The sequence below is a fragment of the Streptomyces europaeiscabiei genome (genome assembly GCF_036346855.1).
Classification (GTDB): Bacteria; Actinomycetota; Actinomycetes; order Streptomycetales; family Streptomycetaceae; genus Streptomyces; species Streptomyces europaeiscabiei.
Map to the genome: position 1 here is coordinate 10282129 of NZ_CP107841.1, position 26905 is coordinate 10309033.

The 26905-nt window shown below is 69.8% G+C and carries 22 protein-coding genes and 1 pseudogene; 6 read left to right on the forward strand and 17 right to left on the reverse strand.

Annotation, left to right across the window (positions count from 1 at the left end; all coding sequences use genetic code 11):
• The first annotated feature begins 17 nt into the window (after window positions 1-17).
• Window positions 18-875 (forward strand): hypothetical protein, encoded by an 858-nt coding sequence (locus tag OG858_RS44665; RefSeq protein ID WP_319267014.1) that lies wholly within the window; start codon window positions 18-20, stop codon window positions 873-875.
• Window positions 876-951: 76 nt separating this feature from the next.
• Here OG858_RS44665 and OG858_RS44670 read toward each other — a convergent pair whose 3' ends face one another.
• The gene (locus OG858_RS44670) at window positions 952-3867 is read right to left on the reverse strand and encodes a helix-turn-helix transcriptional regulator (protein ID WP_328543801.1); all 2916 of its coding nucleotides are present in this window, start codon (window positions 3865-3867) and stop codon (window positions 952-954) included.
• A gap of 497 nt (window positions 3868-4364) precedes the next feature.
• On the opposite strand from OG858_RS44670, the gene OG858_RS44675 reads away from it, so the two are divergent.
• Window positions 4365-4517 carry a hypothetical protein gene (locus OG858_RS44675; RefSeq protein WP_327747722.1) on the forward strand — a complete coding sequence of 51 codons (153 nt, stop codon included), beginning with the start codon at window positions 4365-4367 and terminating at the stop codon, window positions 4515-4517.
• Window positions 4518-4624: 107 nt separating this feature from the next.
• Here OG858_RS44675 and OG858_RS44680 read toward each other — a convergent pair whose 3' ends face one another.
• The 12 genes from OG858_RS44680 to OG858_RS44735 form a co-directional block, all read right to left on the reverse strand.
• The gene (locus tag OG858_RS44680; protein ID WP_328543800.1) at window positions 4625-5260 is read right to left on the reverse strand and encodes a LutC/YkgG family protein; all 636 of its coding nucleotides are present in this window, start codon (window positions 5258-5260) and stop codon (window positions 4625-4627) included.
• Window positions 5257-6741 carry a LutB/LldF family L-lactate oxidation iron-sulfur protein gene (locus OG858_RS44685; protein ID WP_327747721.1) on the reverse strand — a complete coding sequence of 495 codons (1485 nt, stop codon included), beginning with the start codon at window positions 6739-6741 and terminating at the stop codon, window positions 5257-5259. Before OG858_RS44685 ends, OG858_RS44680 begins: the two co-directional genes overlap by 4 nt.
• Window positions 6738-7478 (reverse strand): (Fe-S)-binding protein, encoded by a 741-nt coding sequence (locus OG858_RS44690; protein WP_327747720.1) that lies wholly within the window; start codon window positions 7476-7478, stop codon window positions 6738-6740. The genes OG858_RS44685 and OG858_RS44690 overlap by 4 nt, the downstream gene beginning before the upstream one ends.
• Entirely contained in the window at window positions 7469-8401 is a 933-nt protein-coding gene (locus OG858_RS44695) for an amidohydrolase family protein (RefSeq protein WP_319267004.1), read from the reverse strand. The genes OG858_RS44690 and OG858_RS44695 overlap by 10 nt, the downstream gene beginning before the upstream one ends.
• Window positions 8398-9432: an aldo/keto reductase gene (locus OG858_RS44700; RefSeq protein WP_327747719.1), complete on the reverse strand. Its 1035-nt coding sequence runs from the start codon at window positions 9430-9432 to the stop codon at window positions 8398-8400. The genes OG858_RS44695 and OG858_RS44700 overlap by 4 nt, the downstream gene beginning before the upstream one ends.
• The gene (locus OG858_RS44705) at window positions 9429-10187 is read right to left on the reverse strand and encodes an SDR family NAD(P)-dependent oxidoreductase (RefSeq protein WP_319065884.1); all 759 of its coding nucleotides are present in this window, start codon (window positions 10185-10187) and stop codon (window positions 9429-9431) included. The genes OG858_RS44700 and OG858_RS44705 overlap by 4 nt, the downstream gene beginning before the upstream one ends.
• A 38-nt stretch (window positions 10188-10225) precedes the next feature.
• A complete protein-coding gene (locus OG858_RS44710; protein WP_327747718.1) occupies window positions 10226-11077 on the reverse strand; it encodes a fumarylacetoacetate hydrolase family protein in 852 nt (283 codons plus the stop codon).
• Window positions 11078-11138: 61 nt separating this feature from the next.
• Entirely contained in the window at window positions 11139-11477 is a 339-nt protein-coding gene (locus OG858_RS44715) for an L-rhamnose mutarotase (RefSeq protein ID WP_319065887.1), read from the reverse strand.
• Between the two features lie 170 nt (window positions 11478-11647).
• Window positions 11648-12532, reverse strand: coding sequence for a carbohydrate ABC transporter permease (locus tag OG858_RS44720; protein WP_319266999.1), 885 nt, complete (start codon window positions 12530-12532; stop codon window positions 11648-11650).
• Window positions 12533-12624: 92 nt separating this feature from the next.
• On the reverse strand, window positions 12625-13545 hold the full coding sequence (locus tag OG858_RS44725; RefSeq protein ID WP_327747717.1) for a carbohydrate ABC transporter permease: 921 nt from the start codon (window positions 13543-13545) through the stop codon (window positions 12625-12627).
• 12 nt (window positions 13546-13557) lie between these two features.
• Window positions 13558-14922 (reverse strand): ABC transporter substrate-binding protein, encoded by a 1365-nt coding sequence (locus OG858_RS44730; RefSeq protein WP_327747716.1) that lies wholly within the window; start codon window positions 14920-14922, stop codon window positions 13558-13560.
• 94 nt (window positions 14923-15016) lie between these two features.
• Window positions 15017-16132, reverse strand: coding sequence for an enolase C-terminal domain-like protein (locus OG858_RS44735; RefSeq protein WP_327747715.1), 1116 nt, complete (start codon window positions 16130-16132; stop codon window positions 15017-15019).
• Between the two features lie 128 nt (window positions 16133-16260).
• Here OG858_RS44735 and OG858_RS44740 point away from each other — a divergent pair, with 128 nt between their 5' ends.
• Together OG858_RS44740 and OG858_RS44745 are read left to right on the forward strand one after the other, a co-directional pair.
• Complete coding sequence (locus OG858_RS44740; protein WP_086748906.1) at window positions 16261-17028, forward strand: FadR/GntR family transcriptional regulator; 768 nt, start codon at window positions 16261-16263, stop codon at window positions 17026-17028.
• Window positions 17029-17247: 219 nt separating this feature from the next.
• A complete protein-coding gene (locus OG858_RS44745) occupies window positions 17248-20406 on the forward strand; it encodes a DUF1349 domain-containing protein (protein ID WP_328543799.1) in 3159 nt (1052 codons plus the stop codon).
• Window positions 20407-20877: 471 nt separating this feature from the next.
• Here the strand turns inward: OG858_RS44745 and OG858_RS44750 are convergent, their stop codons facing one another.
• The 4 genes and pseudogenes from OG858_RS44750 to OG858_RS44765 form a co-directional block, all read right to left on the reverse strand.
• On the reverse strand, window positions 20878-21645 hold the full coding sequence (locus OG858_RS44750) for an enoyl-CoA hydratase-related protein (RefSeq protein WP_319266994.1): 768 nt from the start codon (window positions 21643-21645) through the stop codon (window positions 20878-20880).
• A 34-nt stretch (window positions 21646-21679) separates the two neighbouring features.
• Window positions 21680-23038: a ferredoxin reductase domain-containing protein gene (locus tag OG858_RS44755; RefSeq protein WP_328543798.1), complete on the reverse strand. Its 1359-nt coding sequence runs from the start codon at window positions 23036-23038 to the stop codon at window positions 21680-21682.
• On the reverse strand, window positions 23038-24657 hold the full coding sequence (locus OG858_RS44760; RefSeq protein WP_327725878.1) for an amino acid adenylation domain-containing protein: 1620 nt from the start codon (window positions 24655-24657) through the stop codon (window positions 23038-23040). Before OG858_RS44760 ends, OG858_RS44755 begins: the two co-directional genes overlap by 1 nt.
• Window positions 24658-25507: 850 nt before the next feature.
• Window positions 25508-25930, reverse strand: a pseudogene (locus OG858_RS44765) (transposase family protein); the annotation flags it as partial.
• A gap of 93 nt (window positions 25931-26023) precedes the next feature.
• On the opposite strand from OG858_RS44765, the gene OG858_RS44770 reads away from it, so the two are divergent.
• The gene (locus OG858_RS44770; RefSeq protein WP_327726173.1) at window positions 26024-26545 is read left to right on the forward strand and encodes a cation:proton antiporter; all 522 of its coding nucleotides are present in this window, start codon (window positions 26024-26026) and stop codon (window positions 26543-26545) included.
• Window positions 26497-26787, forward strand: a complete 291-nt coding sequence (locus OG858_RS44775) for a hypothetical protein (RefSeq protein WP_327725879.1) — start codon at window positions 26497-26499, stop codon at window positions 26785-26787. The genes OG858_RS44770 and OG858_RS44775 overlap by 49 nt, the downstream gene beginning before the upstream one ends.
• Window positions 26788-26905: the final 118 nt, after the last annotated feature.

Below are 26905 nucleotides of genomic sequence, written 5' to 3' on the forward strand. Positions count from 1 at the left end.
CATCATGGGGGAATCACATGCGTATACGCACTGCGGCCACCGTCCTTTCCGGCGCCGTCGTACTCTCGACGCTCGTTCTTCCGGGTGCCGCACAGGCAGCGGAGCACTCCGGGGCGGCGACGGATCTCAGAGCCTTCGCCTCGGAGCGCGTCCGGCCGCAGGACGCGCTCGGCGGCACCACCTTCAAGAACGGGGTCGTCAACAAGGGTAAGGACATCGTTCTCGGCGTAACGGGCAAGAAGGCCGTTCCCGTCACGTTCACCGCCTTCGACGAGGAGGGCGTAGCCATCACCCAGGCCTTCCTGTGGCAGGGCACCGACAGTTCGAACACGGACACCATCACCGGAGCCCTGGAGTCGGACGCCTACCCCACCTGCACGGAGACGCCGGTCCAGGGCGGTTACAGCTACAGCTGCAAAACGGTCTTCACCATCGACCCCGCGGTCGCCTTCAAGGACGGCAACGGCACCGCGGGGACCTGGAAAGTCTTCCTGGGCGCCTACGACCTCTACGCGAACGCCAGTTACGACGACGACGTCGCCAGGACCAAGATCAAGCGTGCCGCCGAGCTGACCGCCAACGCCTCCCCGGAGCCGGTGCGGGAGGGCAGGACCATCACGGTCACCGGCAAGCTGAGTCGCGCCAACTGGACCACGGGCAAGTACGCGGGATACGCGACCCAGCCGGTGCAGTTGCAGTTCCGCAAGAGGGGCAGCAGCACCTACACCACCCTCAAGACGGTCAAGACCAGCAGCACCGGCGCCTTGAGCACCACCACCAGGGCCGGCTCCGACGGCTACTACCGCTTCGTCTTCGCCGGCACCAGCACCACCGGCTCCGCGAAGGCGACCGGCGACTTCGTCGACGTCAGGTAGGCAGCTTCCCGGCCGAGACCGCGGTGGCCGGTTCGCAGAGGCTCGCTGATCACCGCCGAGGGCACCTGAGCCACGCTCAGTCCTGCTCCACGCGGGCGTCCCCGAAACGGCTCCCGGTGCGGCGGCGGGCCATCAGCGCGGCCAGGGCGGTACGCGAGGAGACCCCGGTCTTGCGGAAGATGCGGGAGACATGGGTCTCGACGGTGCGCCGGCTGACGTAGAGCCGGTCCGCGATGGCCTGGCTGGTGAGCCCCTGCGCCACCAGTTCGGCTATCTCCAGCTCCCTGGCGGTCAGGGTGGCCAGCCGTTCGGTGAGTTCGGTGCGGTCCGGGGAAACGTACGGAGCCTCGGAGCCGCCACCGGGCGGACGGGTGGCGTCGGCGAGGCCGACCAGCAATCCGCTGCCACCCGCCTCGGCGAGCCGGCGCCCCCTGAGCCAGGCGTGCGTGCCGCCCCGGCTGCGGCCCGCAGCCGCTTCCAGCGGGGCGCCGAGCAGCAGGGATTGGGCCTCCCAGAAGACCGCGCCGCAGCGGGCGCTCTCCGCCGCGGCCTCCGCGAACAGGTCCGCCGCCGCTGCCGTGTCCCCCTGCGCAAGCGGCAGATGGGCGGCGCTGCGCAGCGCGGAGGCCCGCTGCATCGGCAGCCCCAGTTGTTCCGCCTCCTTACGGGCCCGCTCGGCCCAGCCACGGGCCTCCTCCGACATACCCGTCACCAGTGCGGACGTGACCAGGATCTCCAGGTAGAGCGGTCGCATCGAGGGCTGGATCCGCTGCAGTTCGGGGCCGCCCGCCCGGAGCATCGCGTCCCGGGCCCGGACCGGATCGCCGGCCATGAGCGCGGCCCAGCCGAAGATGCACCAGGCCGTGGAGGCCCACCAGTCGACCCCGTTACCGGCCGCGGCCACCGCCTCCTCGGCTACGGCGAGGGGGCGCGGATCGCCCGGCGGGCAGCCGGCGACGAGCGCCGCGGCCTTGCTCGCCAACACGAACGCGAGCAACTGGTCGCTGCCGATCCCGCGGGCGATGTCCTCGGCCTGGTCGGCTAGTTCCAGCGCCGAGGAGATCCGGCAGGTCTGGACCCGGACATGGGACAGGCACAGCAGCAGATGGGGCACGACATAGAGCTGACCGCTGCGGCGGGCGATGTCGAGGCCGCGCTCGGCGTGCCGCTCCGCGTCCGGGTAGTGCTCCAGGAACGCCTCCGCCCAGCCGAGCCGGGCCAGGGGTTCGCACAGCGCGGTGAGGTCGTTGTCGGGCAAGGAGTCGACCAGGGCGGCGGCCTGCCGGGCGAGCCGGTGCGCCGCGGTCATGTTGCCCTCGTACGCCTCTCCCAGGGCGGCGACGGCGAGGACGCCCGCCTCCCCGACCTCGTCCCCCGTGGATCGGGCCGCCGCGAGGGCCGCCTCGACCTCGGTGCGCACCTGGGCGTACGAGGTGTCGCTGTCCAGGGGCGCGGCCGAGCCGAGCTCCAGGCCGAGCCGGACGACGTGGCCCGGTGCGGGGCCGCGGGACAGCTCGCGGCGCAACAGCGCGACGGCCTCGGTGGAGCGCCCCAGATGACGTTCCACCAGCGCGCACAGGACGACCGCGCGCACTCTGAGGCCTTGGTCCTCGCCGGTGGTCGGGCCACCGGGTGACCGCTGCGGGGTGGCGATCAGCTCCTGGAGCAGGTCGCGGCTCTCGCGCAGGCCACCGCACGCGGCCAGTGCGCGGGCCCGCCTCAGGACCAACTCGCGTCGCCGGGACGCATGTTCGGGAGTGGCCGGCAGGTGGCGGAGTGCCACATCGAGCCAGTGGGCGCAGCTCGCCGGGGCCGTTCGGGCGGTTCGCGCGGCGGCCTCGTCGAGCACGGCCACCGCTGCCGGGTCCCAGGCGGTCAGCGACTGTTCCACGTGGTGGGCTCGCTCGGCCGCCGAGGCGCCGACGCGGGCCAGTTCCTGCGCGGCAAGTCGGTGAATCTCGACGCGCCTCAAGAAGGGCGTGCTTTCGTGGACGAGGGTTCGCACGACCGGATGCCGCAGGGTCAACAGGCCTTGCGGGGCGGAGCGCAGCAGGTCGCGGCGGGTGAGAGCGTGGACGTCGTCGGCGAACGCAGTGCCGGAGCGGCCGGTCACCCGGCTCACCATCGCCGGGGTGGCGTGCTCGCCCAGTACCGCCACGGCCTCGACGATGCCGCGCCGCGAGGGGGCGAGCACGGCGAGCTCGTCCAGCAGCAGGGTGCCGAGCCCGGGCGGCGCCGAGGACTCCGGCGCCGTACCCTCGCGGTGGGCCTGAAGGAGGGTCAGGAAGTAGAACGGGTTGCCCTCGCTCGCGGCGTACAGCGCGGCGGTCTCGGCGGGCGGCAGTGAGGGGCCGGCCAGTTCGGCGCAGTCGCGTGCGCTCAGCGGTCTCAGGCCGAGTCTGACGACCGTGCCGGTGTCGAGGCCTCGGGTGAGCCTGGCGGCGAGGGACTCGGGACTCTGGCGGTCACGGCGTGTCACGGCCAGGACGACGGGGCCGTGCACAGGATGGCGTACGAGATGGTCCAGCAGCTCCAGTGACGCCGGGTCCGCCCAGTGCAGGTCGTCGAGGGCCAGCAGCAGCCCGGACGGGGCGGCGAGCCGGGCGAGCAGGACGGCCGTGGACCGGTGCAGTCCGAAACGGTCGACCGCGCCGCTCCGCTGAAGGAGGGGCGCCACCGCTTCGGTCTCCTGGAAACAGTCCAGGGCAAGCGGGTCGAGGTGGGCGAGCGCGTCGGTGAACACCTGGAACGGCACCCGCCGCTCGTACTCCGTGGCTCGGCCGCGCAGTACCGTCATTCCGCGTCGGCGTGCCCGTGCGCAGACCTCGCCGAGCAGCCGACTCTTGCCGATGCCGGCCTCACCGGTGACGTCGACGAGCCGGGAACGGCTGCTGTCACGGAACTCCTCGCCCCTCGCTGTGCCGCGTGCGTCGCCTGCCGCACGGTCGAGCAGCGCGTCGAACCGGGCCAGTTCGACGGAGCGGCCCAGCAACGGAGCTCCGTTCCCGCCGTCCCCAACTACCCCGTCCGCTCCCACAGTTGCCCCCCTTTTCTTTACACTCCCCCCACAAAATCATTCTCTCCTGCTGATCGTCGTAACCGCCGCGTCGGCGAACCGGAACGGACGGATCTCACAGGGCGAGCCGCCGGTACCGTCGGGGACGGGTGGCTCGCCCTTCAGAGGGCGCCTTCCGGTTGGCCGTCCTGGGCCATCAGCCGCACGACATGCCCCGTGGCTCGGGCAGCTTGGGTTCTAGAGGGGGTTGCGGCACCCGACCCTGCGGGGTGTTGCGACGGCCAAGCCGTGTCGAACATCGAAGAAGCGCGGACCTGCTCCGTTGGCGAACGCGGAGGCGGCGATGATCGGCCAGGTCCACAGGTCCACAGGTCCACAGGTCCACAGGTCCACAGGTCTACAGGTCGGCCGTGTGTGGGTCGCGGACCTCGGGGACGGTGCAGCCCAGGGGCTGCTTGACGAACCCAGAAGGTATGTTCGAGAGCGAATCTGTGGAGGATCGCCTGCAGGCGCAGGTCGATGTCCCACGCCGGGTCAACGAGGTCTTGGAGGACCACGGTCAGACCGGTGTCGCGTCGTGGCCGCCGGGCAGTTGGTCGACCCTCAACCGGATCAACGCGCCGTGAATCACGGAGAGTTCGCCGCAGTGCTCGGGTCAGAGACCGTGCGCCGTCAGGCGCGGGTGCATCCGGTGCTGGGACACGGCGTCCATGGACAGTCCCGTATCCGAGACCTATTCGTCCGTGACCACGACGATGTCGAGCGTTCGCGGTCCGTGCACGCCCTCCACACGGTCCAGTTCGATGTCGCTGGTCGCTGAGGGGCCGGAGATCAGGGTCAGCGGCCGGTACGGGTGGAGCAGGCTCAACGCCTCGGGCACATCAGCGGCGATCCGGCTCGTCCTGACCACGCAGACATGCTGGTCCGGCAGCAGGGTCAGCGCACGGCGTCCCTGTCCGGGCCCGCTGTCGAGGACGACCGTGCCGGTGAGGGCGATCGCTGCGGCGACGGTGGTGAGCACGGCGTCCGCCGCGTCGAGCTGTCGGACCGTCAGTGGCGGGACGTCCTCCAGCCGGGACCAGGGGCCTTCGGGTACCAGTTGTTCGGGGAAACCTGGCGGCACCACAAGGGATTTCGCTCCGGTGCGCGCCAGTGCACGGCCCACGGTGGCGACGGCGTCGGACGGCCGAACGCAGACGACGGTGGCGCGGTAGTCGGCGGCACGTTCGATGAACAGCTCGACGACGTCCAGCCCTGCCCGGTGGGAGCGCACTTCATGTGGGACGGAGTCGCCGTCGGCGGCCTCGGCACCTGGTACGTCGGCCAGCGCGCTCCGGATGTCGCGCAGTACGGTGTCGCGGCCGCTCATCGGCCCTTCCCTTCCGTCGTCATACGGTCTTCGCCTCTCGTCCGTCTCCACCAGGCGCTCAGGGACTCGCGGGCCGGCGCGGGGGTGTCCCGGGTGGCGGACCAGCGGGCGAACGGGCCGGGCAGGGCACCGATCAGGCCGTCGCGGGCCACCAGCCGGGCGCCGAGGGCGGCGAGTCGCTGCACCGCCGCCAGTTGCCTCGGGGAGGACAGCACCGCGCCCGCGGCCTTCATGGCGAGCGCCTCGGGGGTGGGCAGCAGCCGGTCCCGGCGTTTGGCCTCCACGGCCTTCGCCCGCAGGTGGACCAGCACCTCCGGAATGTCGATCTTGACCGGGCAGGCGTCATAGCACGCTCCGCACAGGGTGGAGGCGAAGGGCAGCGAGGCCGCGTTCTCGATGCCGACGAGCTGCGGGGTGAGCACGGCGCCGATGGGGCCGGGGTAGACCGACCCGTAGGCGTGGCCGCCGGTGCGCTCGTACACCGGGCACACGTTCAGGCACGCCGAGCAGCGGATGCAGGACAGCGCCTGGCGGCCCACCTCGTCGGCGAGAGTGGCGGTGCGGCCGTTGTCGAGGAGGACCAGATGGAAGTCCTGCGGCCCGTCGCCCTCGGTGACGCCGGTCCACAGAGAGGTGTACGGGTTCATCCGCTCGCCGGTCGACGAGCGGGGCAGGAGCTGGAGGAAGACGTCCAGGTCGGCGAAGGAGGGCAGGACCTTCTCGATGCCCATGACGGTGATCAGGGTCTCCGGCAGGGTCAGGCACATCCGGCCGTTGCCCTCGGACTCCACGACCACCACCGTTCCGGTGTCGGCGGCCGCGAAGTTGGCCCCGGAGACGGCCACCTTGGCCCGCAGGAACTTCTCCCGCAGATGGAGCCGGGCCGCTTCCGCCAGGTCGTGTGGGTCGTCGGTGAGCCCCTCGGGAGCGGGCCGGCCCCACTTCCTCATCTGGTGCCGGAAGATCTCCCGGATCTCGGAGCGGCCCCGGTGGATGGCCGGCACCAGGATGTGCGAGGGCCTGTCGCCGCCCAACTGCACGATGAGTTCGGCGAGATCGGTCTCGTAGGCGCGGATGCCCGCTTCGCCGAGCGCCTCGTTGAGGCCGATCTCCTGGGTCGCCATCGACTTGACCTTGACGACCTCGCTCTCGCCGGTCGCCCGCACCAGCCGTGTGACGATGGCGTTCGCCTCGGCCGCGTCCGACGCCCAGTGGACCGTGCCGCCGGCGGAGGTCACCGACTCCTCAAGGCGCAGGAGATGGCGGTCGAGGTGGCGCAGAGTGCGGCGCTTGAGGGCCGCCGCCGTCTCCCGCAGGTCCTCCCAGTCGTCGAGCTCGGCGGTGACCGCCAGCCGCCTGTCCCGGATGGTGCCGGTGGCCCGGCGCAGGTTCGCGCGCAGCCGGGTGTCGGCGAGCGCGGCGCGTGCCGCCTCGGGGAAGGCCGGGGAGCCCAGCCATACGACGTTGTCGGCACCACTCACCGCAGGTCCCCTTCCGTTGAGGCCAGGATCTCGGCCAGGTGCATCGTCCCGACGCCGGTGCGCAGCCGGGACAGGCCGCCGCCGATGTGTGTGAGGCAGGAGTTGTCGCCCGCGCACAGGATCTCGGCGCCGGTGTCCTGCACATGGCGCATCTTGTCGGCCAGCATCGCGTTGGAGACCTCCGCGTTCTTCAGGGCGAAGGTGCCGCCGAAGCCGCAGCACGACTCCGCGTCGGGCAGTTCGACGAGGTCGATGTCCTTCACCGCGCGCAGCAGCCTGAGCGGCCGGTCGCCGACGCGCAGCATGCGCAGCGAGTGGCACGTCGGGTGGTAGGTGACGCGGTGCGGGAAATACGCACCGACATCGGTGACGCCGAGAACGTCGACGAGGAGTTCCGACAGCTCGTACACCGTCGGCACCACCCGCTCGACCGCCTCGGCGAGGGCGGAGTCGCCGTACTGGTCCGCCACCACCCGGTGGTGGTCGCGCACCATGCCCGCACAGGAGCCGGAAGGGGTGACCACGGCGTCGTAGCCCGCGAAGACCTCCGCGAAGCGGCGCACCATGGGCAGGGTCTCCGGGCGGTAGCCGGTGTTGAAGTGCATCTGGCCGCAGCAGGTCTGGCCCTGCGGGAACTCCACGGTGTGGCCGAGGCGCTCCAGCAGTTCGGTCACCGCGCGGCCGGTGCGGGGGAACATCATGTCGTTGAAACAGGTGATGAAGAGGGCTATGCGCATGGTGCTTCCTGGGCGGCATGAGCGGCCTGGGAGCCGGTGGCGGTGCCGGTGACGGTCAGGCCGTAGGTCCGCAGAGCGGTTCCGGTGAAGACCTCGTGGCGTTCGGCGGGATGGAGGGCGGCCGTCAACTCCCTTGCTGTGGAAATGACGTCGGCGTAGGTGGCGCCCAGTCGGCAGACGGGCCAGTCGGAGCCGAACATCAGCCGCCGCGGGCCGAAAACGTCCAGCACGGTGTCCGCGTACGGCCGTAGATCCTCGACACTCCACGCGTCCCGGTCGGCCTCGGTCACCAGGCCGGAGAGCTTGCAGACGGTGTTGGGCAGCGAGGCCAGCAGATGCACTGCTTCCGCCCAAGGCCGCAACTCGCCCGAGGCGATGGGGGGCTTGCCCGCGTGATCGAGTACGAAGGTGAGACCGGGAAGCAGTTGGGCGGTCTCATGGGCCGCCGCGAGCTGGTGGGGCCTGACGACCAGGTCGTACACGAGCCCCGCCTCGGCCACCGCGGCGAGCCCACGCAGCACGTCCGGCCGCACCAGCCAGCGAGGATCGGATTCGCCCTGCACCTGATGGCGGATGCCCACCAGGTGCTCGCCACCCGGCCCCTCGCGCAGCGCCGCGAGCGAGCGGGTGACATCCGGGGAGGTCAGGTCGGTCCAGCCCACGACGCCGGCCACCAGGTCGCTGTCCTGGGCCAAGGCCAGGAACTCGGGCGTCTCCTCCGGAACGTCGATCGTCTGGACCAGGACCGTCGCGGTGACGCCGACCGCCCGGGCCTCGGGCTCCAGGTCGGCGAGCAGGAAGTCGCGGCGCAGCGGGGCGAGTTCCGGACCGGTGATCCATTCCTGGTCGCGGACGGAGAGGTCCCACACGTGGTGGTGTGCGTCGATGACGCCCTCAGCGGCGTTCCCCTCCACGGCGGTCACCCCCACGACTGCTCCTTCGGCCGATCGGCTTCTTCGACCGGTGTGGCGGCGGGGACGGGGACGTGAGGGGGCAGCAAGCCCTCGGCGCGCAGTCCGTCCCAGACCGCGGTCGGTACCGTTCGCCGCAGCTGGTCCACCGTGTCGCGGACCTCCTCGTCGGAACGCGCGCCGGACAGTACGCTCGCGACCGCCGGATGGCCGAGCGGGAAGCGCAGAGCGACCGCGCGCAGGGGTACGCCGTGGCGTTCGGTGACCGCCTTCATGCGCAGGGCCCGGTCGAGCACCCGCGGTGGGGTGGGCGCGTAGTCGTACATGGCCCCGGGCTTGGGGTCGGTGAGCAGACCCGAGTTGAACACCCCGCCGACGATGACACTCCTGCCGCGGGCGGCGGCCTCCGGCAGTACCTCCGCGAGCCCCTCCTGCTCCAGCAGGGTGTAGCGGCCGGCGAGGAGCACCACGTCGATGTCGGTCTCGCGCAGGAAGCGGGCGGGGAGCGCGCACTGGTTCACTCCGATGCCGATCGCCTTGACGACGCCTTCGGCGCGCAGCCGTTCCAGTGCCGGGTAGGCCTCGGTGAGGGCCTGCTCGGCGTGGTGGTCCGGGTCGTGCAGCAGGGCGATGTCCACATGGTCCAGGCCGAGGCGGTCCAGGCTGGCTTCCAGTGAGCGCAGGACGCCGTCCGAGCTGAAGTCCCAGACCCGGCGGTGGGTGCCGGGCACGGCGAAGCCGTGGGCGAGATCGTCGCCGCCGCCGCCCTCCGGGTGGGGTTCGAGCAGTCGCCCGACCTTGGTGGAGACGGTGTACGTGTCACGGGCGCGGTCGCGCAGTGCGGCGCCCAGGCGGTGCTCGGACAGCCCGAGCCCGTAGTGCGGAGCGGTGTCGAAGGTGCGTACGCCCGCGTCCCAGGCCGCCTCCACCGCGGCGGACGCGGCCTCGTCGGTGACCGGGCGGAAGAGGTTGCCGATGGCGGCGGCCCCGAACGACAGCTCGGTGACCCTGACACCGGTGGCGCCCAGCGCGGTCGCTCTCATGCGCCGACCGCCGGGCGCAGCCGGAGCCCCTGCATGCCACCGTCGACGGCGAGGGCGATGCCGGTGACGGAGGCAGCGGCGGGGCTCGCCAGGTAGACCACGGCCGCCGCCACCTCGTCCGCGGTGACCAGGCGGCCCAGGGGCTGGCGTGCGTCGAGGGCGGCGCTCTCCGCCTCCGGGTCGTCCGCGGCGTCCAGGAGCCGGGTCACCCAGGGGGTATCGGCGGTGCCGGGGTTGACGCAGTTGACGCGAATGCCCTCACGGACGTGGTCCGCGGCCATGGCCAGGGTCAGCGACAGCACCGCACCCTTGCTGGCGGAGTACAGGGCGCGCTGGGGGAGGCCCGCGGTGGCCGCGATCGAGCACGTATTGACGATCGCTGCGTGCGACGAGTGCCGCAGATACGGCAGGGCGGCGCGGGTGGCGCGTACCGTCCCGAGGACGTTGACGTCGAGGACGCGGTGCCACTCCTCGTCCGGGTTGTCCTCGACGCTGCCGACGGCGCCGACGCCCGCGTTGTTGACCAGGATGTCCAGGCCACCGAGCTGTCCGGCAGCGGCCTCCACGGCGACACCTACCGAGGCGTCGTCGCCGAGATCCGCCTTGATGGCGATCAGCGGCTCGGGGACGCCGGAGGGGGCGAGGTCGAGGACGGCCACCGTGGCGCCGTGCTCGGCCAGCATCCGGGACGTGGCCAGCCCGATGCCGGACGCGCCGCCGGTGACGAGGGCCCTCAGCCCTGACAGGCCGCTCAAGCTGCTCAACCGACTCGACTTGCTCAAGGGGGCGCCTTTCACGCTTGGCCGAAGGTCTGGCGCTGGGCGCCGAGCCCGTCGACGGACAGCTCGACGGTGTCGCCGGGACGGAGGTAGGGGGAGCCGGGAAGGCCGAGGGCCACACCCGCCGGAGTACCGGTGTTGATCACGTCGCCCGGCTCCAGGACCATGTACTGACTCAGGTACGACACGATGTGGCCGACCGGGAAGATCATGTCGCCGGTGTGGCCGTCCTGCCGCTTCACGCCGTTGACGCTCAGGTGCAGCCCGAGGTCCTGCGGATCGCCGACCTCGTCGGCGGTCACCAGCCACGGTCCGAGCGGGTTGAACGTCTCGCAGGACTTGCCCAGGTCCCACTGCGAGGAGTACTCCAGCTGGAACTCGCGCTCGGAGACGTCGTGGCTGATCGCGTACCCCGCGATCACGGCCCGCGCGGCGTCCGGCCCGTCGAGGTAGCGGGCCCGCCGTCCGATGACGACCGCCAGCTCGACCTCCCAGTCGGTCTTCACGGAGCCGCGGGGGATCAGCACCTCGTCGTACGGGCCGACGACCGTACCCGGGTCCTTCATGAAGACCACCGGCCGCGCCGGGATCGCCGCGCCGGTCTCGGCGGCGTGGTCACGGTAGTTCAGACCGACGCAGACGATCTTGCTGGGACGGGCCACGGGTGCTCCGATCCGTACACCGTCCGCGTCCAGTTCGGGCAGTGCTCCCGCCGCAACCGCCGCCCGGGCCCGGTCGACGCCGTTCGCCCAGAGGAATGCGCCGTCGATGTCGGAGGTCACGGAGGACAGATCGAGCAGTCGGCCCTCCTCGGTGCGGACGGCGGGCCGCTCCTCGCCGGGCGCGCCGACTCGTAGAAGTCTCACTGGGGGTTTCCTTGCCATGAGTGGTTGTCGGGTGGCTCGGGCGGGGGACGGCGGATGACCGTCACGGTGTGCCGGGATCGCTCAGATGCCAGATCTCGGTCAGGTCCGACCAGCTGCCCCCGGTGCCGGTATCGGCCCAGGGCTCCTGGCAGGGGTCGGTGAGCTTCCACCATGCCTGGGTGGCCGCGTCGGCGCCGATCGCGGCCATGTCGGCCTCGAAGTCGTCGCCGTGGTACTCGAAGTAGCCGAACAGCGTGTCCTCGCGCAGAAAGATGCTGTAGTTGCGGATGTTCGCGGCCCGCAGCGCGGCCTCGACGCCCGGCCAGACCGCGGAGTGCAGGCGCAGATACAGCTCACGGTGCTCGGGCCGCAGGCGGACCGTCTGGGCAACGCGTTTCATCGGGGGTCCTTCCGCTGGGTGTGGGCGGCGTTGTCGGCAAGCCCGCCTCGGGCGTGCCTGGTAACGGACTGGCGTGGCCGTCCGCAGGGCGTGGGGCTCGGCACGGCACCGACGTCAGGGGGAGCGCCGGTTGGATACGGCGGCGCCAGGGGTGTGGCTGCCGCCTCACCTCACTCCTTGGTCGCACCGGCGAGCATGCCGGCCACGAGGGCGCGTTGGGAGAAGAGGAACACGATCAGGACGGGGACGATGGTCACCAGGGTGGCCAGGGCCAGTTCGGGCCGCATGATCTGGTTTCCGGTGCCGCTGGAGGTGTTGAACAGCGGTGAGGCGGCGAGCAGGTTGTTCAGCCCCACCTGCGCCGGATACTGGGAGCTGTCGGGCAGCATCACGAACGGCAGGAAGAAGTTGTTCCAGTTGCCGACGAAGTTGAAGAAGCCGACCAGCGCGATCACGGGCTTGGCCAGCGGCATCGCGATGAGCCGGAAGACCTGCCACTCCGAACACCCGTCTATCCGCGCGGCGGACAGCAGGTCGGAGGGGACGTTGGAGGAGAAATAGATGTAGGTGAGGTAGACCCCGAACGGGAAGAACGAGAAGGGCAGGATCACCGACCAGATCGTGCCGTCCAGGTGCACGGCGTTCATCCCCAGGTACAGGGGCAGCACCATCGCGGCCGTCGGCATGAGCATCACGAGCATGGTGATGGTCAGCAGCATCCGTCGCCCGATGAACTGGGTGAGAGCCAGCGCGTACCCGGCGGGGATCGACGTCACGAGGGTCACGACCAGGGCGCCGAAGGTGTAGAGCGCCGAGTTCAGCAACCAGGTGAGGATGGCGCCGTCCTGGAACGCGTAGAGGTGGTGCCAGGCGTCCGCGACCGCGCCGAGAGAGCCGAAGGAGAACGGGGCGTCCCGCACGATCTGGCTGTCGGTCTTGGTCGGGGCCAGCAGGAGCCACACCACCGGCACACAGAAGAACAGCGCGGACAGGCCCATGACGATGAGCCAGGCCAGCCGGGCGGCCAGTGAGCTTGGGCGGCGCTTGCGGCGCATGGGCTTCCTCGGGCTGGTGCGAGCGCCGGCCTTACGGGGCGGCGGAGTTCGGCGGGCTGTGGTCGTGGGCCCTGTGGTCGTGGGAGCTGCGGTCATCCTTCGTCCCTGTCGAACAGGCCGGTACGGAAGACGACGAGCGCCGCGCAGGCGAGGCCCAGGACGAGGAGGTCGATGGAGAGCGCCGCCGCGCCGTTGAAGTCGCCTGCCTGGAAGGCGTACTGGTAGGAGAGCTGGTTCGGTGACCAGCTGTCGGGGATCATGCCCCAGCTGGCGAGGGAGACCAGCTGTGGCTCGACGAAGAGCTGGGTGCCGGCCGCGAAGGCCAGGATCAGCATGTACGCGATCCACTTGGTGATCATCGGGATCTGGATACGAAGGGCGATCTGGAGCGTACTGGCGCCGTCGATGCGGGCGGCCTCCAGGATCTCGTCCGGGATGCTGTTGAGCGCGCCGTACATGACCACGATCCAGCCGCCGGCCCCGGTCCAGAAGGCGATGACGGTGAACAGCACCGGCAGGTGGCCGGGGGCGTTGACCTGGGCGAGGGTGTTCCAGCCGAAGCCCTTCAGTAGCCAGCCGACGGGGCTGGCGGCCGGGTCGAGGAGGATCAGGAAGAGCAGGACGCTCGCCACCCCGGCGAGGGCACCCGGCAGGTAGAACAGGAACCGCAGGCTGGTGGAGGTCCTGCGCATGCGGCCGTGCAGCATCAGGGAGAGCAGCACCACCAGGATCATCAGGCTGGCCATCCAGATCAGCAGGTACAGGCCGATGTGGAGGAAGGCCGGTCCGAAGCGGTAGTCGGTGAACGTCCGGGTGAAGTTGCCGAGCCCGACGAGCTGGTTGCGGGAGTTGGACAGCGCCAGCCACACCGCGTAACCGGTGGGCAGGACGCCGAAGGCGAGCAGGAGGAGGACGTAGCCGGAGACGAAGACGTAACCGGCGCGTCCGACCGGGTTGCGGGCCGAGCGGCCGCCGAGGCGGCCGCTCCGCTCCGTTGCGAGGTGGGTGGTCATCGTTCCGCTTCGCTAGTTGACGGTGTATCCGAGGGACTTGGCCTTGTCGGTGATGGCCGTCTGCCAGGTGCCCAGGGTGTCGGTGAGGGTCTTGCCCGAGTTCAGGGCCGGGATCACGGTGGAGGAGTAGATCGCTTCCTGGCTGTACTGGGTGGCGGACCAGCCGGGCCAGACGAGTTCCGCCGCCTCCTGGAAGGCCGGGCTGACGTCCTCGGCGAAGTAACCGGTCTTCTGCTGGCCGCCGAGCCAGGCGACGGCTGCCTGCTTGTACGCGGGGTACGTGCCCGCGGTGGCCTGGTAGGCGTCGGAGGTCGCCATCCAGGTCACCAGGTCGGAGGACGCCTTGAGGTTCTTGCTGTGGGAGGAGACGAACCACAGACCACCGCCGACGTTGCCGGTGTAGTTCTTGGCGTCGCCCTCGAACTTCAGCGGTGAGGCGGCGGCGATCTGCCCCTCGGGGATCTTGAAGGTGGAGTTGAAGAGCACCTGGCCGTACCAGGAGGGGCCGGGGAGCATGAGGACCTTGCTCGCCTTGTTCTTGATGAAGCCGGCGCTGAAGACGGTGTCCTTGGAGACCGAACCCTTGGCGATCAGGCTGTCGAGCAGCTTGGCCATCCGGGTGCACTTGGCATCCTGCAGGTCGACCTTGACCTTCTTGGCGTCGGTCACCGTGCTGGCAGGGCACTGGCTCGCCCAGAAGTACACCTCGGGGCTCCAGGCGTCCCCGGCGGTTCCGACCAGGTAGCCGGGGTGCTCCTTGGCGACCTTCTTGCCGAGTGCCTCGTACTCCTCCCAGGTGGTCGGGACGGAGTACCCGAACCTGTCCATGAGTTTCTTGTTGTACCAGAGCACGTTCTGCGCCAGGTCGTTGCGCAGGCAGTAGGTGTTGCCGTCGAACGTGCAGGGGCCCAGCGCGCCGTCGGCGAAGCCCTTGAGTTTGGACTGGGGGATCAGGTCCTGGTTGAGAGGCGCGGCATAGGGGGTCTTTCCCTGGGATGCCCAGCTGGCGTCGTTGACATTGGCGCTGAAGGCGACGTCGGGCCACCCGCTGCCGGTGCGGTCGAACAGCTGGACCTTGGTCTGCAGGTCGTTGGCGCCGTTGGCATCCCCGCTGTACGTGACGATCTTGATCTTCACGTTCGGGTGCGACTTCTGGTACGCCTGCACGCCGGGCACACGGGTGGCGTCCGCCCAGACCGTGATCTCGCTGCCTTCCTTCTGCGCGACAGGCTTGAAGGCGCCGGGGGAGGAGGTCGTCGTGGGTGTGGGGTCGGCGCTGCCGCAGGCGGCGAGCCCGAGCAGGGATACGGCGCTCAGGACGGCGACAGCGGCGTGTCTGAGCTGACGGCGGGAGGAAACCGGAACGTCGTCGTGCATGACTGACCTCAGATCTTGGTGAATGGCGCACAGCAGTGAATGGCGCTGGGTTCGGGGTGTTCGGGACAGGCGGTCGGGCCTGGGGCTCCGGTCATCAGGCCCGGGGCGGGGTGACGGTCTCCTTGTCGACAAATGCCTGAAGGGCGGGAGGGTAGTCCAGGCCCGCCGGGAGGGCGACACCCGGTCCGGTGGGGGCGTGGACGAGGCCGTGGGCGTCGATGCCACTCTCGCGGCTGATGGGGTTGCCCATGACCAGGGACTCGTAGTAGGTGGTGTTCGAGATGGCCATGCACAGATGCCGGTTGGGGATCTCCGGCCCGTGCACCTCCGCGCGCAGCCGGTAGGCGTCGGCGAGGTGGGCGGTGCGCATCGCGCCGGTGAAGCCGCCGCGCAGTTGGGTGGAGGCGCGGACGCCGAAGGTGGCGGCGCCGGCCTGGATGAAGTCGGCCGAGTTCATGTGTGCCCCGTCGGAGGTCTCGGCCACGAGGAGGGGAACGGCCACCGCGTCGGCGAGACGTTTGTACGCGGTGACGCTGAACTCCCTCATCGGCTCCTCGTACCAGAGGTAGTCGGCGTCCGAGAGGGCGCGCCCGAGGTAGATCGCGTCGGGGAGGTCGAAGCCCGCCGACCCGTCGAACATCAGTGGGATGTCGTCCCCCACATGTTCGCGCAGAGCCACCGACAGGCGGGCGTCGCGGCGGGCGTCGCCCCAGGCGTGGAGCTTGATGGCGGGGTAGCCGAGCTCCAGTGCCTGGTCGGCGATATCCAGGTACTCCTCGATGGAGGAGTAGGTGACGGTGGAGGCGTACGCGGGTATTGAGGTGCGGTAACCGCCGAGCATCTGCCAGGTGGGCCGGTCGGCGAGTCGTCCGGCCAGGTCCCACAGCGCGGTGTCGACCAGACCCAGCAGATAGAGCGGCAGTTCCTCGGTGCGGTCCAGCTCCCACATGCGGTGCCAGAGCCATTCCCGCTGCAGGGGGTCCTGCCCCACCAGCTCCGTGCGCAGTACGCGGTCGAGCAGGTCCGCCAGGATGACCCCGCTGCCCCGCCGGGGGGCCATCGCCACCCCTTCGACTCCTTCGTCGGTGCGGATGCGCAGTACCGAGGCCTCGCCCTCGGACGGGCTGCCCAGGAGTCCGTCCCGCCAGACGAAGGGCGGACTGGCTCCCGGCACCCGGACCGGATGGCACTCGACTTCGGTAATGCGCACGGCTTGCACCCCTTGTGGCGGGAAGTACTGCTGCGAAATTTTCGTGTAACGTAAGTCGTCATACGAATGCTGTCAAGAAGTCCCACGCAGTAGACTCGCCGCAATCCGCATCAGCAAGGGGGGCCCACATGGCCAAGGACAGCAACGGTCGAGCAGGAGAGTCTCCCGTTCTCAAGCCCTGGCCCAAACGTCCGGCCAGACTGGCACAGGCCGTCATGGAGAGCCTGACCGACTCGATCGTGTCGGGCGCCATCCCCTCGGGAGCGACCCTGCCGGTGGAACCCGAGCTCTGCGAGACCTTCGGCGTCAGCCGCATCACCATCCGTGAGGCGGTCAAGTCCCTGGAGGCCAAGGGGCTGGTCCTCGCCCGGCAGGGCTACGGCACCACCGTCACCGCGCCCGAGGAGTGGAACCTCCTCGACCCCGTCGTGCTCGCCGCGACCGTCCAGCATGACGACCAGCTCATCGTCCTCGACCAGCTGGTCGAGATCCGCTCGACGCTGGAAGCCAAGATGACGGCCCAGGCGGCGGAGCTGGCCACCGACGACGACCTGCGGGCCATCGAGCGGCTGCTCGCCCGGCTCGACGAGGAGACCGCCGTACCGGCACGCTTCCTCGAGACCGATGTGGCCTTCCATGATCGGATCCTGCAGGCGTCCCACAACAGGCTCGGCCGTTCCATCATCCGGATCCTCCACGCCCAGGCGCGCACGACCTATCTGTACAACGGCACACCGGACGCGATCGCGTGCGAGCGGGCCAACGAGGAGCACCGCGCGGTTGCCGAGCGACTGCTGGCCCGGGATGCAGACGGGGCCGCGCAGGCCATGGCGGCACACATCCAGACCGCCTGGAGCCGCCGTCGCCTGCCGAACGTCGGCTCGCCCGCCTCCTGAGAGCAGCCGCACCGACCCGCCCCCGACCCGCCCCCGAGCCGAACAGGCCGGGGGCGTTCGCATGTCCGGGTCCGGTCGAACCGGCGGCGCACAACCTATTGACGAAATTCATATGACGTCTAATGTTACATCGCTATTACCCCTTCCCCTCTTGCCGCTGGGCTCCCCCCTGCCCGCCAAGAGCACCACGGGCCCTCTGAACCTCCCGGAAGGTGTCACATGCGAACAACCCGCATCCGCCCCGCGGCTCCCGACCGTCTCAGATCATGGCTGGCCACAGCCGCCGTCCTCACCGCGTCGAGCGCGGCGGTCCTCACCCAGGCCGGCCCCGCCTTCGCGGCCGGCACGACGCTCTACGCCGCACCGAACGGCTCCGGCACCGCCTGCTCCACGAGCCAGCCGTGCTCCCTCACCCAGGCCAAGACCCAGGTGCGGGCGAGCAACGACGCCATGACGGGTGACATCACCGTCGAACTCGCCGACGGCACCTACCGGCTCTCCTCGCCCCTCGCCTTCACCTCGGCGGACTCCGGCACAGGCGGCTACACGGTGAACTGGAAGGCCGCGCTGGGCGCCCGTCCCGTCATCACCGGAGCGCAGAAGGCCACCGGCTGGACCGTGCAGGACTCGGCCAAGAACATCTGGAAGGCCGACGTCGGCACCGGCTTCGACACGCGCCACCTGTCCGTCGACGGCGTCCTGGCCACCAGGGCCCGCTCCTCGATCACGCGCTCCCAGCTGACCGAGACCACCAGCGGCTACACGTTCACCAACAGCTCGCTGAGCTACCTCAACAGCCTCGCGCAGCCCGGCCGGACCGAGATCCACGGCATCGGATCCTTCACCGACCGCTACGCCCCGGTGACCAACATCAGCAGCGGCACCATCACCATGGCCCAGCCCTCGTGGAACAACAACACGTTCGGCTACGACACCCTGACGAGCCCCTTCCACGACGGCCCCCTCTACATCGAGAACGCCTACGAGTTCCTCGACGCGGCCGGCGAGTGGTACCTCGACACCGCCACCGGCACCCTGTACTACAAGCCGCTCACCGGGCAGGACATGAGCGAGGCCGACGTCGAGGTGCCGAAGCTGGAGTCGCTCATCGGCGTCGGAGGGACGTACGCCTCCCCCGCCACCCACATCGCCTTCTCAGGGCTTCAGTTCTCGGGCACCAGCTGGCTGGACCCCACCACCCACGGCTACGCCAGCCAGCAGACCGGCGCGTACCTCACCGGCACCTGGGACCGCCCGTCGGACGCGCTGACCTCCTGCCAGAGCGGCTGCCAGCTCTTCGAGGCGACACGCCCCCACTGGGACCAGATGCCCTCCGCCGTCCAGGTCTCGGCCGCCGACCACATCACGTTCACCGGCAACCGGTTCACCCAGCTCGGACAGAACGGCCTCGGCATCGGCAACGACGCCAACGCCCACACCACCGGCGTGGGACTGGGCGCCGACACCATCACCGCGACCGGCAACGTCTTCACCCAGGACGCGGGCGGCGGCATCCTCGTCGGCGGCCTCCAGGAGGACGCGCACCACCCCAGTGACAGCCGGATGACCAACCAGAACATCACACTGAGCAACAACCTCATCCACGACGTGGCGCTGGAGTACCGCGACATGTCGGCCATCCTCGTCACCTACGTGAACGGCGCGACCGTCTCGCACAACGAGGTGTACAACCTGCCCTACTCCGGCATCACCATCGGCTACGGCTGGGGCGTCAACGACATCGGCGGCAGCCAGGACTACGTCAACCGGGGCCTGTACAACTACCAGCCCACCTACACGACCGCGACCACCGCCGCGAACAACCACGTCACCGACAACTACATCCACGACCTCATGCAGCAGATGACCGACGGCGGCTGCATGTACACCCTGTCGGCGTCACCGGGCAGCACCTTCGAACGCAACTACTGCCACGACAACAACGGTTGGTTCGGCTTCTACCACGACGAGGGCTCCCGGAACTTCACGGACACCAACAACGTCTTCCGCAACACCGGCCGCTGGGCCCAACAGAACAGCACTTCGGTCAACAACACCGGCGCCCTGACCCTGACCAGCAACTGGACGAGCAACAGTTCCTCGATCATCAGCAACACCGACGGCCGCGGTAACACGGTGAGCGGCACCGTCGTCGTCAGCAACGGCAACTGGCCGTCAGGCGCCAAGACGGTCATGAACAACGCCGGCATCCAGCCCCTGTACCGTCCGCTGACCACCGACCCCGTCAGCTCCCCCTACAGCACCCACTCCTCCACCCCCGCCAACACAGGCCAGAGCGGCGGCCACTTCACCATCACCGACGCGGGCGAGGACATCTGGGGCGCCGGCGGACAGCACGAAGACGAGTACGGCACCGTCTTCCGCAACGGAGCGGCCGTCGACGGTACCTCGGTGACCGCCCGGGTCGACAACCTGGACAACACCAGCGGCTGGGCCAAGGCCGGCGTCGTCCTGCGCAACGACCTCACGGACGACGGCTCCTCCCCCGGATACGCGGCCGTGGTGGTGACCCCGAGCAACGGTGTCAGCTTCCAGCGGGACTCCAACGCCGACGGCTACCTCGACCAGCTCACGAACACCGCCTCCACCGTCAAGGCACCGGTCTGGGTGCGGCTCACCCGCACCGCCACCCAGGTGTCCGCCTACTACTCCACCGACGGATCCACCTTCACCCAGGTCGGCTCGACGGTGACCCTGCCGTCCATGGCTGCGACCCAGGACGCCGGTGTCATCCACACCGCCCACGCCACCACCGCCGGCAGCGCGACCTTCAGCAACCTGCGTATCGTCACCTCTCCCTACAAGGCATACAGTTCGATCCCGGCCGCCGTCAGCCAGAGCGGCGGAGCAACCTCCCTGACCAACGCGGGCATCGACGTATGGCGCTCCGGCACGATGTACGACGACGACTATTCCGCCGCCTACCAGACGGGGGTCGCGGGAACCTCCTCGACCGTCACCGTCCGCGTCACCAGTCAGGACAAGACCAGCAGCTGGGCCAAGGCCGGCCTGATGCTGCGCAACAACATCGCCTCCGCCGGCTCGTCCAACGGGTACCTCGTCCTCGCCACCACCCCCGGCAACGGTGTCGCGCTGTCGTACGACTCCAACAGTGACGGCTTCCTCGACACCAATATCCTCAAGACCGGAAGCGCCACCGTCGCCCCGGTCTGGCTCCGCCTGGTCCGAAGCGGCACGTCGGTCACCGGCTCCTACTCCGCCGACGGCACCACCTGGACCACGGTCGGCACCGCGACACTGACCGGGGCGAACAGCACCCTGGACGCGGGCATGTTCTCCACGGCCCACGCCGGAAGTATCGGCACCGCGAGCTTCAGCCAGTTCTCCGTCAGCTGACGCGGCGGTTCGGGCACGATCTGCGACATCAGCTCCGCGTGGTGGTGCGGTCTCTCCCCGCCACCACGCGGAGCGCCGTCATGTCCGTGCCGAACTCCGCGCGGTGTATCGGCGCTGGTCCACAGTCACACCAACCATCCGCCGAACGCGGCGAGCAGAACGGCCACGACCGTGCCAAGCGTGACCAGAACCCGCGTGAGAGTATGGCGCCCATTCTTCTTCCCGGCCTTCTTCCTGGCCGCATTCCCCCGCCGCTCCCGCCCACCGTCCCTGCCGCTTCTGTCGTCCTCGTCCCCGATTTCGTCATGTCTCGATGATCTCGGTCCGAGGACGCCCCGGACCTCCGGGCACCGCCCTGATCCGACCCCGACCTTCCCCCTACGGGCCACCCGGACTCACAACCCGCACATGACGAGGGGCGGCGGACGGAGACCCCGTCCGCCGCCTCGCTCACCGGGTCAACTCACCCCGTCAGCGCCCCCTGAAGACAGGCGCCCTCTTCTCCATGAACGCGCTCATCCCCTCCCTCTGGTCCTCCGTCGCGAACAGTGCATGGAACACGCGCCGTTCGAAAAGTAGCCCGTCGCGCAGACCGGTCTCCAGGGCCCGGTCGACCGACTCGCGGGCGGCCGTGACGGCCGGGCGGCCGTAAGAGGCGATCGTCGCGGCGGCTTCCGTGCCCTCGGCGAGGACGCGGTCGTCCGGGACCACCCGCGACACCAGGCCCGAGGCCTCCGCCTCGCGGGCGTTCATCGTGCGGCCCGTGAGGATCAGGTCCATGGCCTTGGCACGGCCGACCAGGCGGGTGAGCCGCTGGGTGCCGCCGATGCCGGGGATCACGCCGAGCTTGATCTCCGGCTGACCGAAGACCGCCGACTCGCCCGCGATGACCAGGTCACACATCATCGCGAGTTCGCAACCGCCGCCCAGTGCATAGCCGTTGACCGCCGCGATCTTCGGCGTTCGGAATCCGGCGAACTCCTCCCAGCCCGCGAAGTAGTCCTCCGCGGCCATGTCCACGGCCGACTTCCCGGCCATCTCCTTGATGTCGGCACCGGCCGCGAAGACCTTCTCCGAACCGGTGATGACGAAGCAGCCGACGTCCGGGTCGCGGTCCAACGGACGCAGTACGTCCAGGAGTTCGGCCAGCAGCTCGCTGCTCAGTGCGTTCAGGACGTGCGGTCGGTGGAGTCGTACCGTGACGACGCGGTCATGACGTTCGATCTTGAGGGTGTTCATCGACTCTCCCTCTCTCCTTTCTCCTGACAGTCTGTTACGAGTCCCAGATCGCGCCGTACGCGGGAATGCCGCGCCGCTCCAGACCGTGAACGACCTGCCAGGTCAGCTTCTTGTTGGAGATGCAGATGACAGCTTCGGCACCGAAGTCGCGGTACGCGGTGTACGCGAGCCGCACCATGTCAGGTTTGCCGTGCTGCGAGGTGTCCCAGACCAGCGCGTTCGGCTGGACGGCGAGGATCTCGTCGACCAGGCCGTCGCCGTAGGTCCTGCGGGGATCACGCGTCGCCCACACGAGCCGTGAGGGCACCTCGGAGGCCAGCAGATGCGGCAGGCAGGGACCGATTCCGCTGCCGGTGGCGACGTAGATCACCTTGCTGAACAGGGTCTCGATATTGGCGACCCCGGCCGTGGTGATGCCCTTGACCCAGACCTTCCGGGGCGCGTCGTCGATGAACGAGCCCGTCCAGTCGCCCGCACGGGAGATGGTCAGCCGGAAGCCGGGTTCGCCGGGTGAGGGCACGTTGGCGAAGGAGTGCCACTCGGTGAGCGGGCTGCGGCTGATGGCGGTGGAGGACCCCGCGAAGGGGGTCACGCCATGGTCGAAACGGGCCAACGCGACGTGTGTGGAGGGTCGTTCGATCCGTACGTCCACTTTGCGCAGCCGCAGCCAGGGCAGGGCGACGCTGAAGGTGACCACGGCCAGCACCCCGAGGGCGACCGGCCCCTGCGCGCCCAGCAGCGAATGCGTCCAGAACAGTGCGAGGGCGCCCCAGCCGCCGACGCGGTGGATCTTCTCGAAGTGGTCGTGGAAGCGGGACCGGAAGGGAGGCAGGGCGGTGACGACGATGACGACGAGCAGGGCGACGAGTATCCAATTCACCGTGATGAGCGACAGGTTGGCGCCGTCGGCGGTCACCACGACCGCTCCTGCGAGGAACCACACCGCTCCGGCCAGTGCCCCGCCCACGTGCAGTCCGCCGAAGTGGTACACCTTCCCGAGCGTCCACCGCGCCTTCAGCGGCCAGCTCGTCGGAGCCCAAGTCGCCAGCCGGAAGAAGAGGTTGATGACGTACTGCTGCCGTACGACCACTGCGAGCGCGAGGTTCACGAGGGACGCGTAGCCGATGGTTCGTGCGTTCGGCTCCCAACTAATGGCCAGGAAGCCGATGTTGGCGAGTAACACCAGGGCCGCAAGGCGGTTGTAGTGCATCAGGCGGGGGTGCTTGAGGAGACGACGGGGCGCGGACGTGAGCGGAGGGAGTTCGGCGAGAGGCGTGGGAGGGGCGGAAGGCGCTGCGTGCGTGGCGCCTCCCCCCTCGGCGGACGGGTTCTCGACGGACGAGGCCTCAGCCGACGGGGTCCCAACGGACGGGGTCTCAACGGACGACGTCATCAGGCCGCCCCCTCTCGCAGCGCCGACACCGGCAGCAGGGGTGCTCCCTCGCCATGAACCGTCACCGCCCGCGCGGAGTGCCGCGCGGCCTCCTCCCGCTCCACCGCCAGCCGCAGCAGTGCCGCCCGGTCGACCTTGCCCCGGTCCGTCTCCGGCAGCGCGGCCACCGGGAGGACCGTGGCCGGCACGCAGTAGTACGGCAGTACGGCGGCCACAGCGCGCCGGGCCGTGTCCGGGTCGACGTCGGCCGGGCAGACGAAGGAGATCAGGCTGCGGGCGTCCCGCTTGAGGGTGACGGCGCGGGAGCAGCCCGCCACCGACTCCAGCACCGAGGAGACGGAGTCGAGTTCCACACGGAAGCCGCGGACCTTGACCTGGTCGTCGGTACGGCCCAGATGCTCGAGTTCGCCGTCCGGCGTCCAGCGGCCGAGGTCGCGGGTACGGAACATGCGGTGTCCGCCGCCGAGGAAGGGGTCGGGGGCGTACCGCTCGGCGTTCAGCGCCTCGTTGTTCAAGTAGCCCGCCGATACGCAGTCGCCCCCGGCCCACATCTCGCCGACCTCCCCGATGGGCAGCGCACGCCGGTGCTCATCGAGGACGTACACCGTGTTGTTGGGGGTGGGGCGGCCGATCGTGAGCAGTGCGTCGTCCACGCGGTGATGGCGCATCGTGTTGACGATCGTCGTCTCCGTGGGCCCGCAGGAGTTGTGGAAGGCGGACCGTCGGGCCCAGGTGTCCGCGAGAGGGCGCGGGCACGGCTCGCCCGCGACCGCCACCGTCCGCACTCGGGGGCAGTCCGCCGGGTCGATCCCGGACAGCACCGTCGGCGTCGCGATCAGCACGTCCGCCGTACGGGCCGCCGCCGCGACGTCCTTGCCGCGGATGACGAGCGTGCCGCCGTGGGCGAGACAGCCGAGGATCTCCCAGGCGGCCATGTCGAAGGCGATGTTGAGGAGCTGGGCGACCCGGTCACCGGGGCGGATGCCCAGGTCACCGGGCTCGGTGAGAAGGAGGTTCGCGACGTTGTGGTGGGTGACCTTCACCCCGTTGGGCTTGCCGGTCGTGCCGGAGGTGAACAGGACGTAGCACCCGTCGTCGGGGCGTACGGGCCGCTCGAGACGGACCGGCCCTTCCGTGGAGAGGCCGGTGAGATCGTCGTCGTCGAGCGTGATCAGCCGGTGTCCGGTGTCAGCCGGAGGCACCCGCAGTGTGTGCTCCGACTGGGTGAGGACGACCCGGGTTCCGGCGGTGCGGATGACGTGCCGCAGCTGGGCGGCGGGGGTGAGGCCGATGTCCTGCGGGACGTAAGCGGCGCCGGCCTTCAGCGTGCCGAGCAGTCCGACGAGCATCGGGATGGAGCGGCGTACGAAGAGGCCGACGTGATCGCCGGGCCGTACGCCCTCCCGTACGAGTCCGGCCGCGAGCCGGTCGGCACGACGGTTCAGCTCGCCGTACGTGATCGTCGTGCCCTGGTGCTCGGCGGCGACCGTGTGCGGCGCGGCGTTGGCCCGCCGTTCGACGGCGTGGTGGACGAGGGGGTCGGGGACGGGGACTTCAGGACCTTGGCCGAACTGCCAGAACAGGGCCCTGTCTTGGAGGGACAGATGGCTCAGGGGCATGCTTCACAGACCTCCTGGCTGTGTGGGGAGAAGATGCCTCGGGCGACTGAACGCTGACGTGCGTCGATATGTCGAGCATCGTGCGGAGGTGCAGGGCGACAACACCGGAGTGCGGTGGCGGCTCCCATAGCTTCAACGTTCAATGTGGTCTGCGTCACTGTGAAAACAAGTCACATGACTGGACTGGCAGCACATCGACAGCTTCCGTACGGGCAGACGACAGAATCCTCACGCGCAGCGCGTGTAACGGGACGCGTTGATCGAGTGGGATGCTGCCCACTCGATTCCTGATGTTCGTCGCCACTGGGTGGTGAGCGGATTGCCCGCGTCGCGCGGGAGTTGGGGGAGGACGCCGAACTGCCCCGACCGCTTCTCGCCGTCACCGACTGCGAGTGGGATCTCGGGCTCGCTGAGTGACGGAATCGGCGCACTGGTATCCACCCAGGCCTGCGTTCTGATCCGCTGTCATGGCCGGAAGCGCAGCGACGGTCTGGGGAACTCTCATCGGTGCCCTGGGAGGTCTGAGCGGCGGGTGACTCACAGTGCTGGGGCAAGGCCGCCGGCAACGCGCCGAGCACGCACGTTGGTGGGAGGAGGTCCGGCGCAACGCCTACACCACCTGCATCAGCGCATCCAACCGGCTCCCGGCGGCATGGTGGAAGATGGCCGACCTTCACGCTGACGACAGCAGCACCTCGGGACAGCGGCAGGCTGGGTTCGTCCGAGCGCATGATGCCTGGACCAGGTTCAGCGGTGCTGTGGCTGCGGTGGCAGTTGTTGAGCCCCGGTCTGTTGCCGACGCTGCGGACTCGTTCCGGCGAGCCCTCTACGAGACGGACATGATCGGCCCTCGCTCGGTGCGAGGCCGCCCGTTCGCGTGCGAGCGGTTGACGGCCTGCTGACCAGCGGACAGCGTCTCCCACTGTTCCCAGCAGGGAACTCGCACGGTGCCGTCGGCACCTCGGTAGGCCTTGTCAGCCCCGCACTCCATCCCGACCCCTCCAGGGCGTCGATGGTGCCGTGGGTTCGCGCGGCCTCGATGTCGTGGATTGCTTCGAGGCCAGGACGTCGACGGCCTCGGCGACGTACCGGTGGGCGGTGGAGGTGCCTACGCCGAACTCGGCAGTGAGGGGCGTAGGTGTGACCGCAGTGCAGATGGGCCCGGCACCGGCGGTGCCTGTCGTCCGGCGGGCAGGCGGCGCCGACGCGTGCCTTGTTCACGGCGACGTGCCGCCAGTGCAGTGGCGACGAAGCACAGGGCTGAGGTGGACAGATCGGCGCCGGCTGGGTGGACGAGCGCGCGGAAGCTCCTGGCAGGACGGCTTGGGTCGGCTGGATGGCACCGCGCGGCATCGTCGCGGCCGCAATGGCTTCGACGTTCTCGGCCGGCCTGGTGGGCCAAAGGATCGGTGGCGCCTCGAAGATCCTTCCGGCGACATTCGTGGTGATCGTCGCGACCGTGACGCTCTACGGACTGACCGCCTCGCCCATGGCCCGGGGCCTGGGCGTCGTGCGCCCCTCCCGCTCGCGTCCGCTGCTGGTCGGCGGCGACCCCTGGGTGGTCGACCCGGGGGTGGCCCTGAAGTCGGCCGGGCTGGAGGTGCTGATGTGGGCAGGGGAGGAGGAGCAGCGCGAACGCATCCGACAGGCCGGGGTCGAGCTCGCGCCCGGTGAGCTGCTGGCCGCAGCCGCCGCTGGGGCCGCCGAACTGGAGGGCATCACGGCGGTGTACTTCCTCACCGACGAGGACGACTTCAACGCCCTGGCAGTGGTGATGCTGCGCGGCAGAGTGGAGGAGGCGGTGCACCGCCTCAACGCACCGGTCGACACAGCCACGGCGTGGTGGCGCCGTTCATCGGCGGCGAAGTCCTGTTCGGCGCGGATCTGACCTGGCAGACGTTCTCCCGCAAGTACGAGGACGGGGCAGCCGTCCTGGCGCAGCCCTCCGGCGATGCCCTGCCCTCCGGCTGCGCTCTGCTGTTCCTGGTACGGCCGGACGGCCGCCTCGATGTACGGCCGGACGGCCGCCTCGATCCGGTCACGCAAGGCAGCGGACAGCTCCCCGGGCCCGGGGACACGGTCGTCCTGCCGGTCCCGGGCGGACCGGGTGCCGAGGGTCCACCGGAGTAGACCGGCCCTCGGCTGTCGGCCGCCCGAAGCCCGGCCGTTCCCAGCGGGCCGCACCCGGGACCCCGAATCACCCGGCCTTACTCGCCCGACTCACTGGTGGTCCGCGCACGTCACCCGC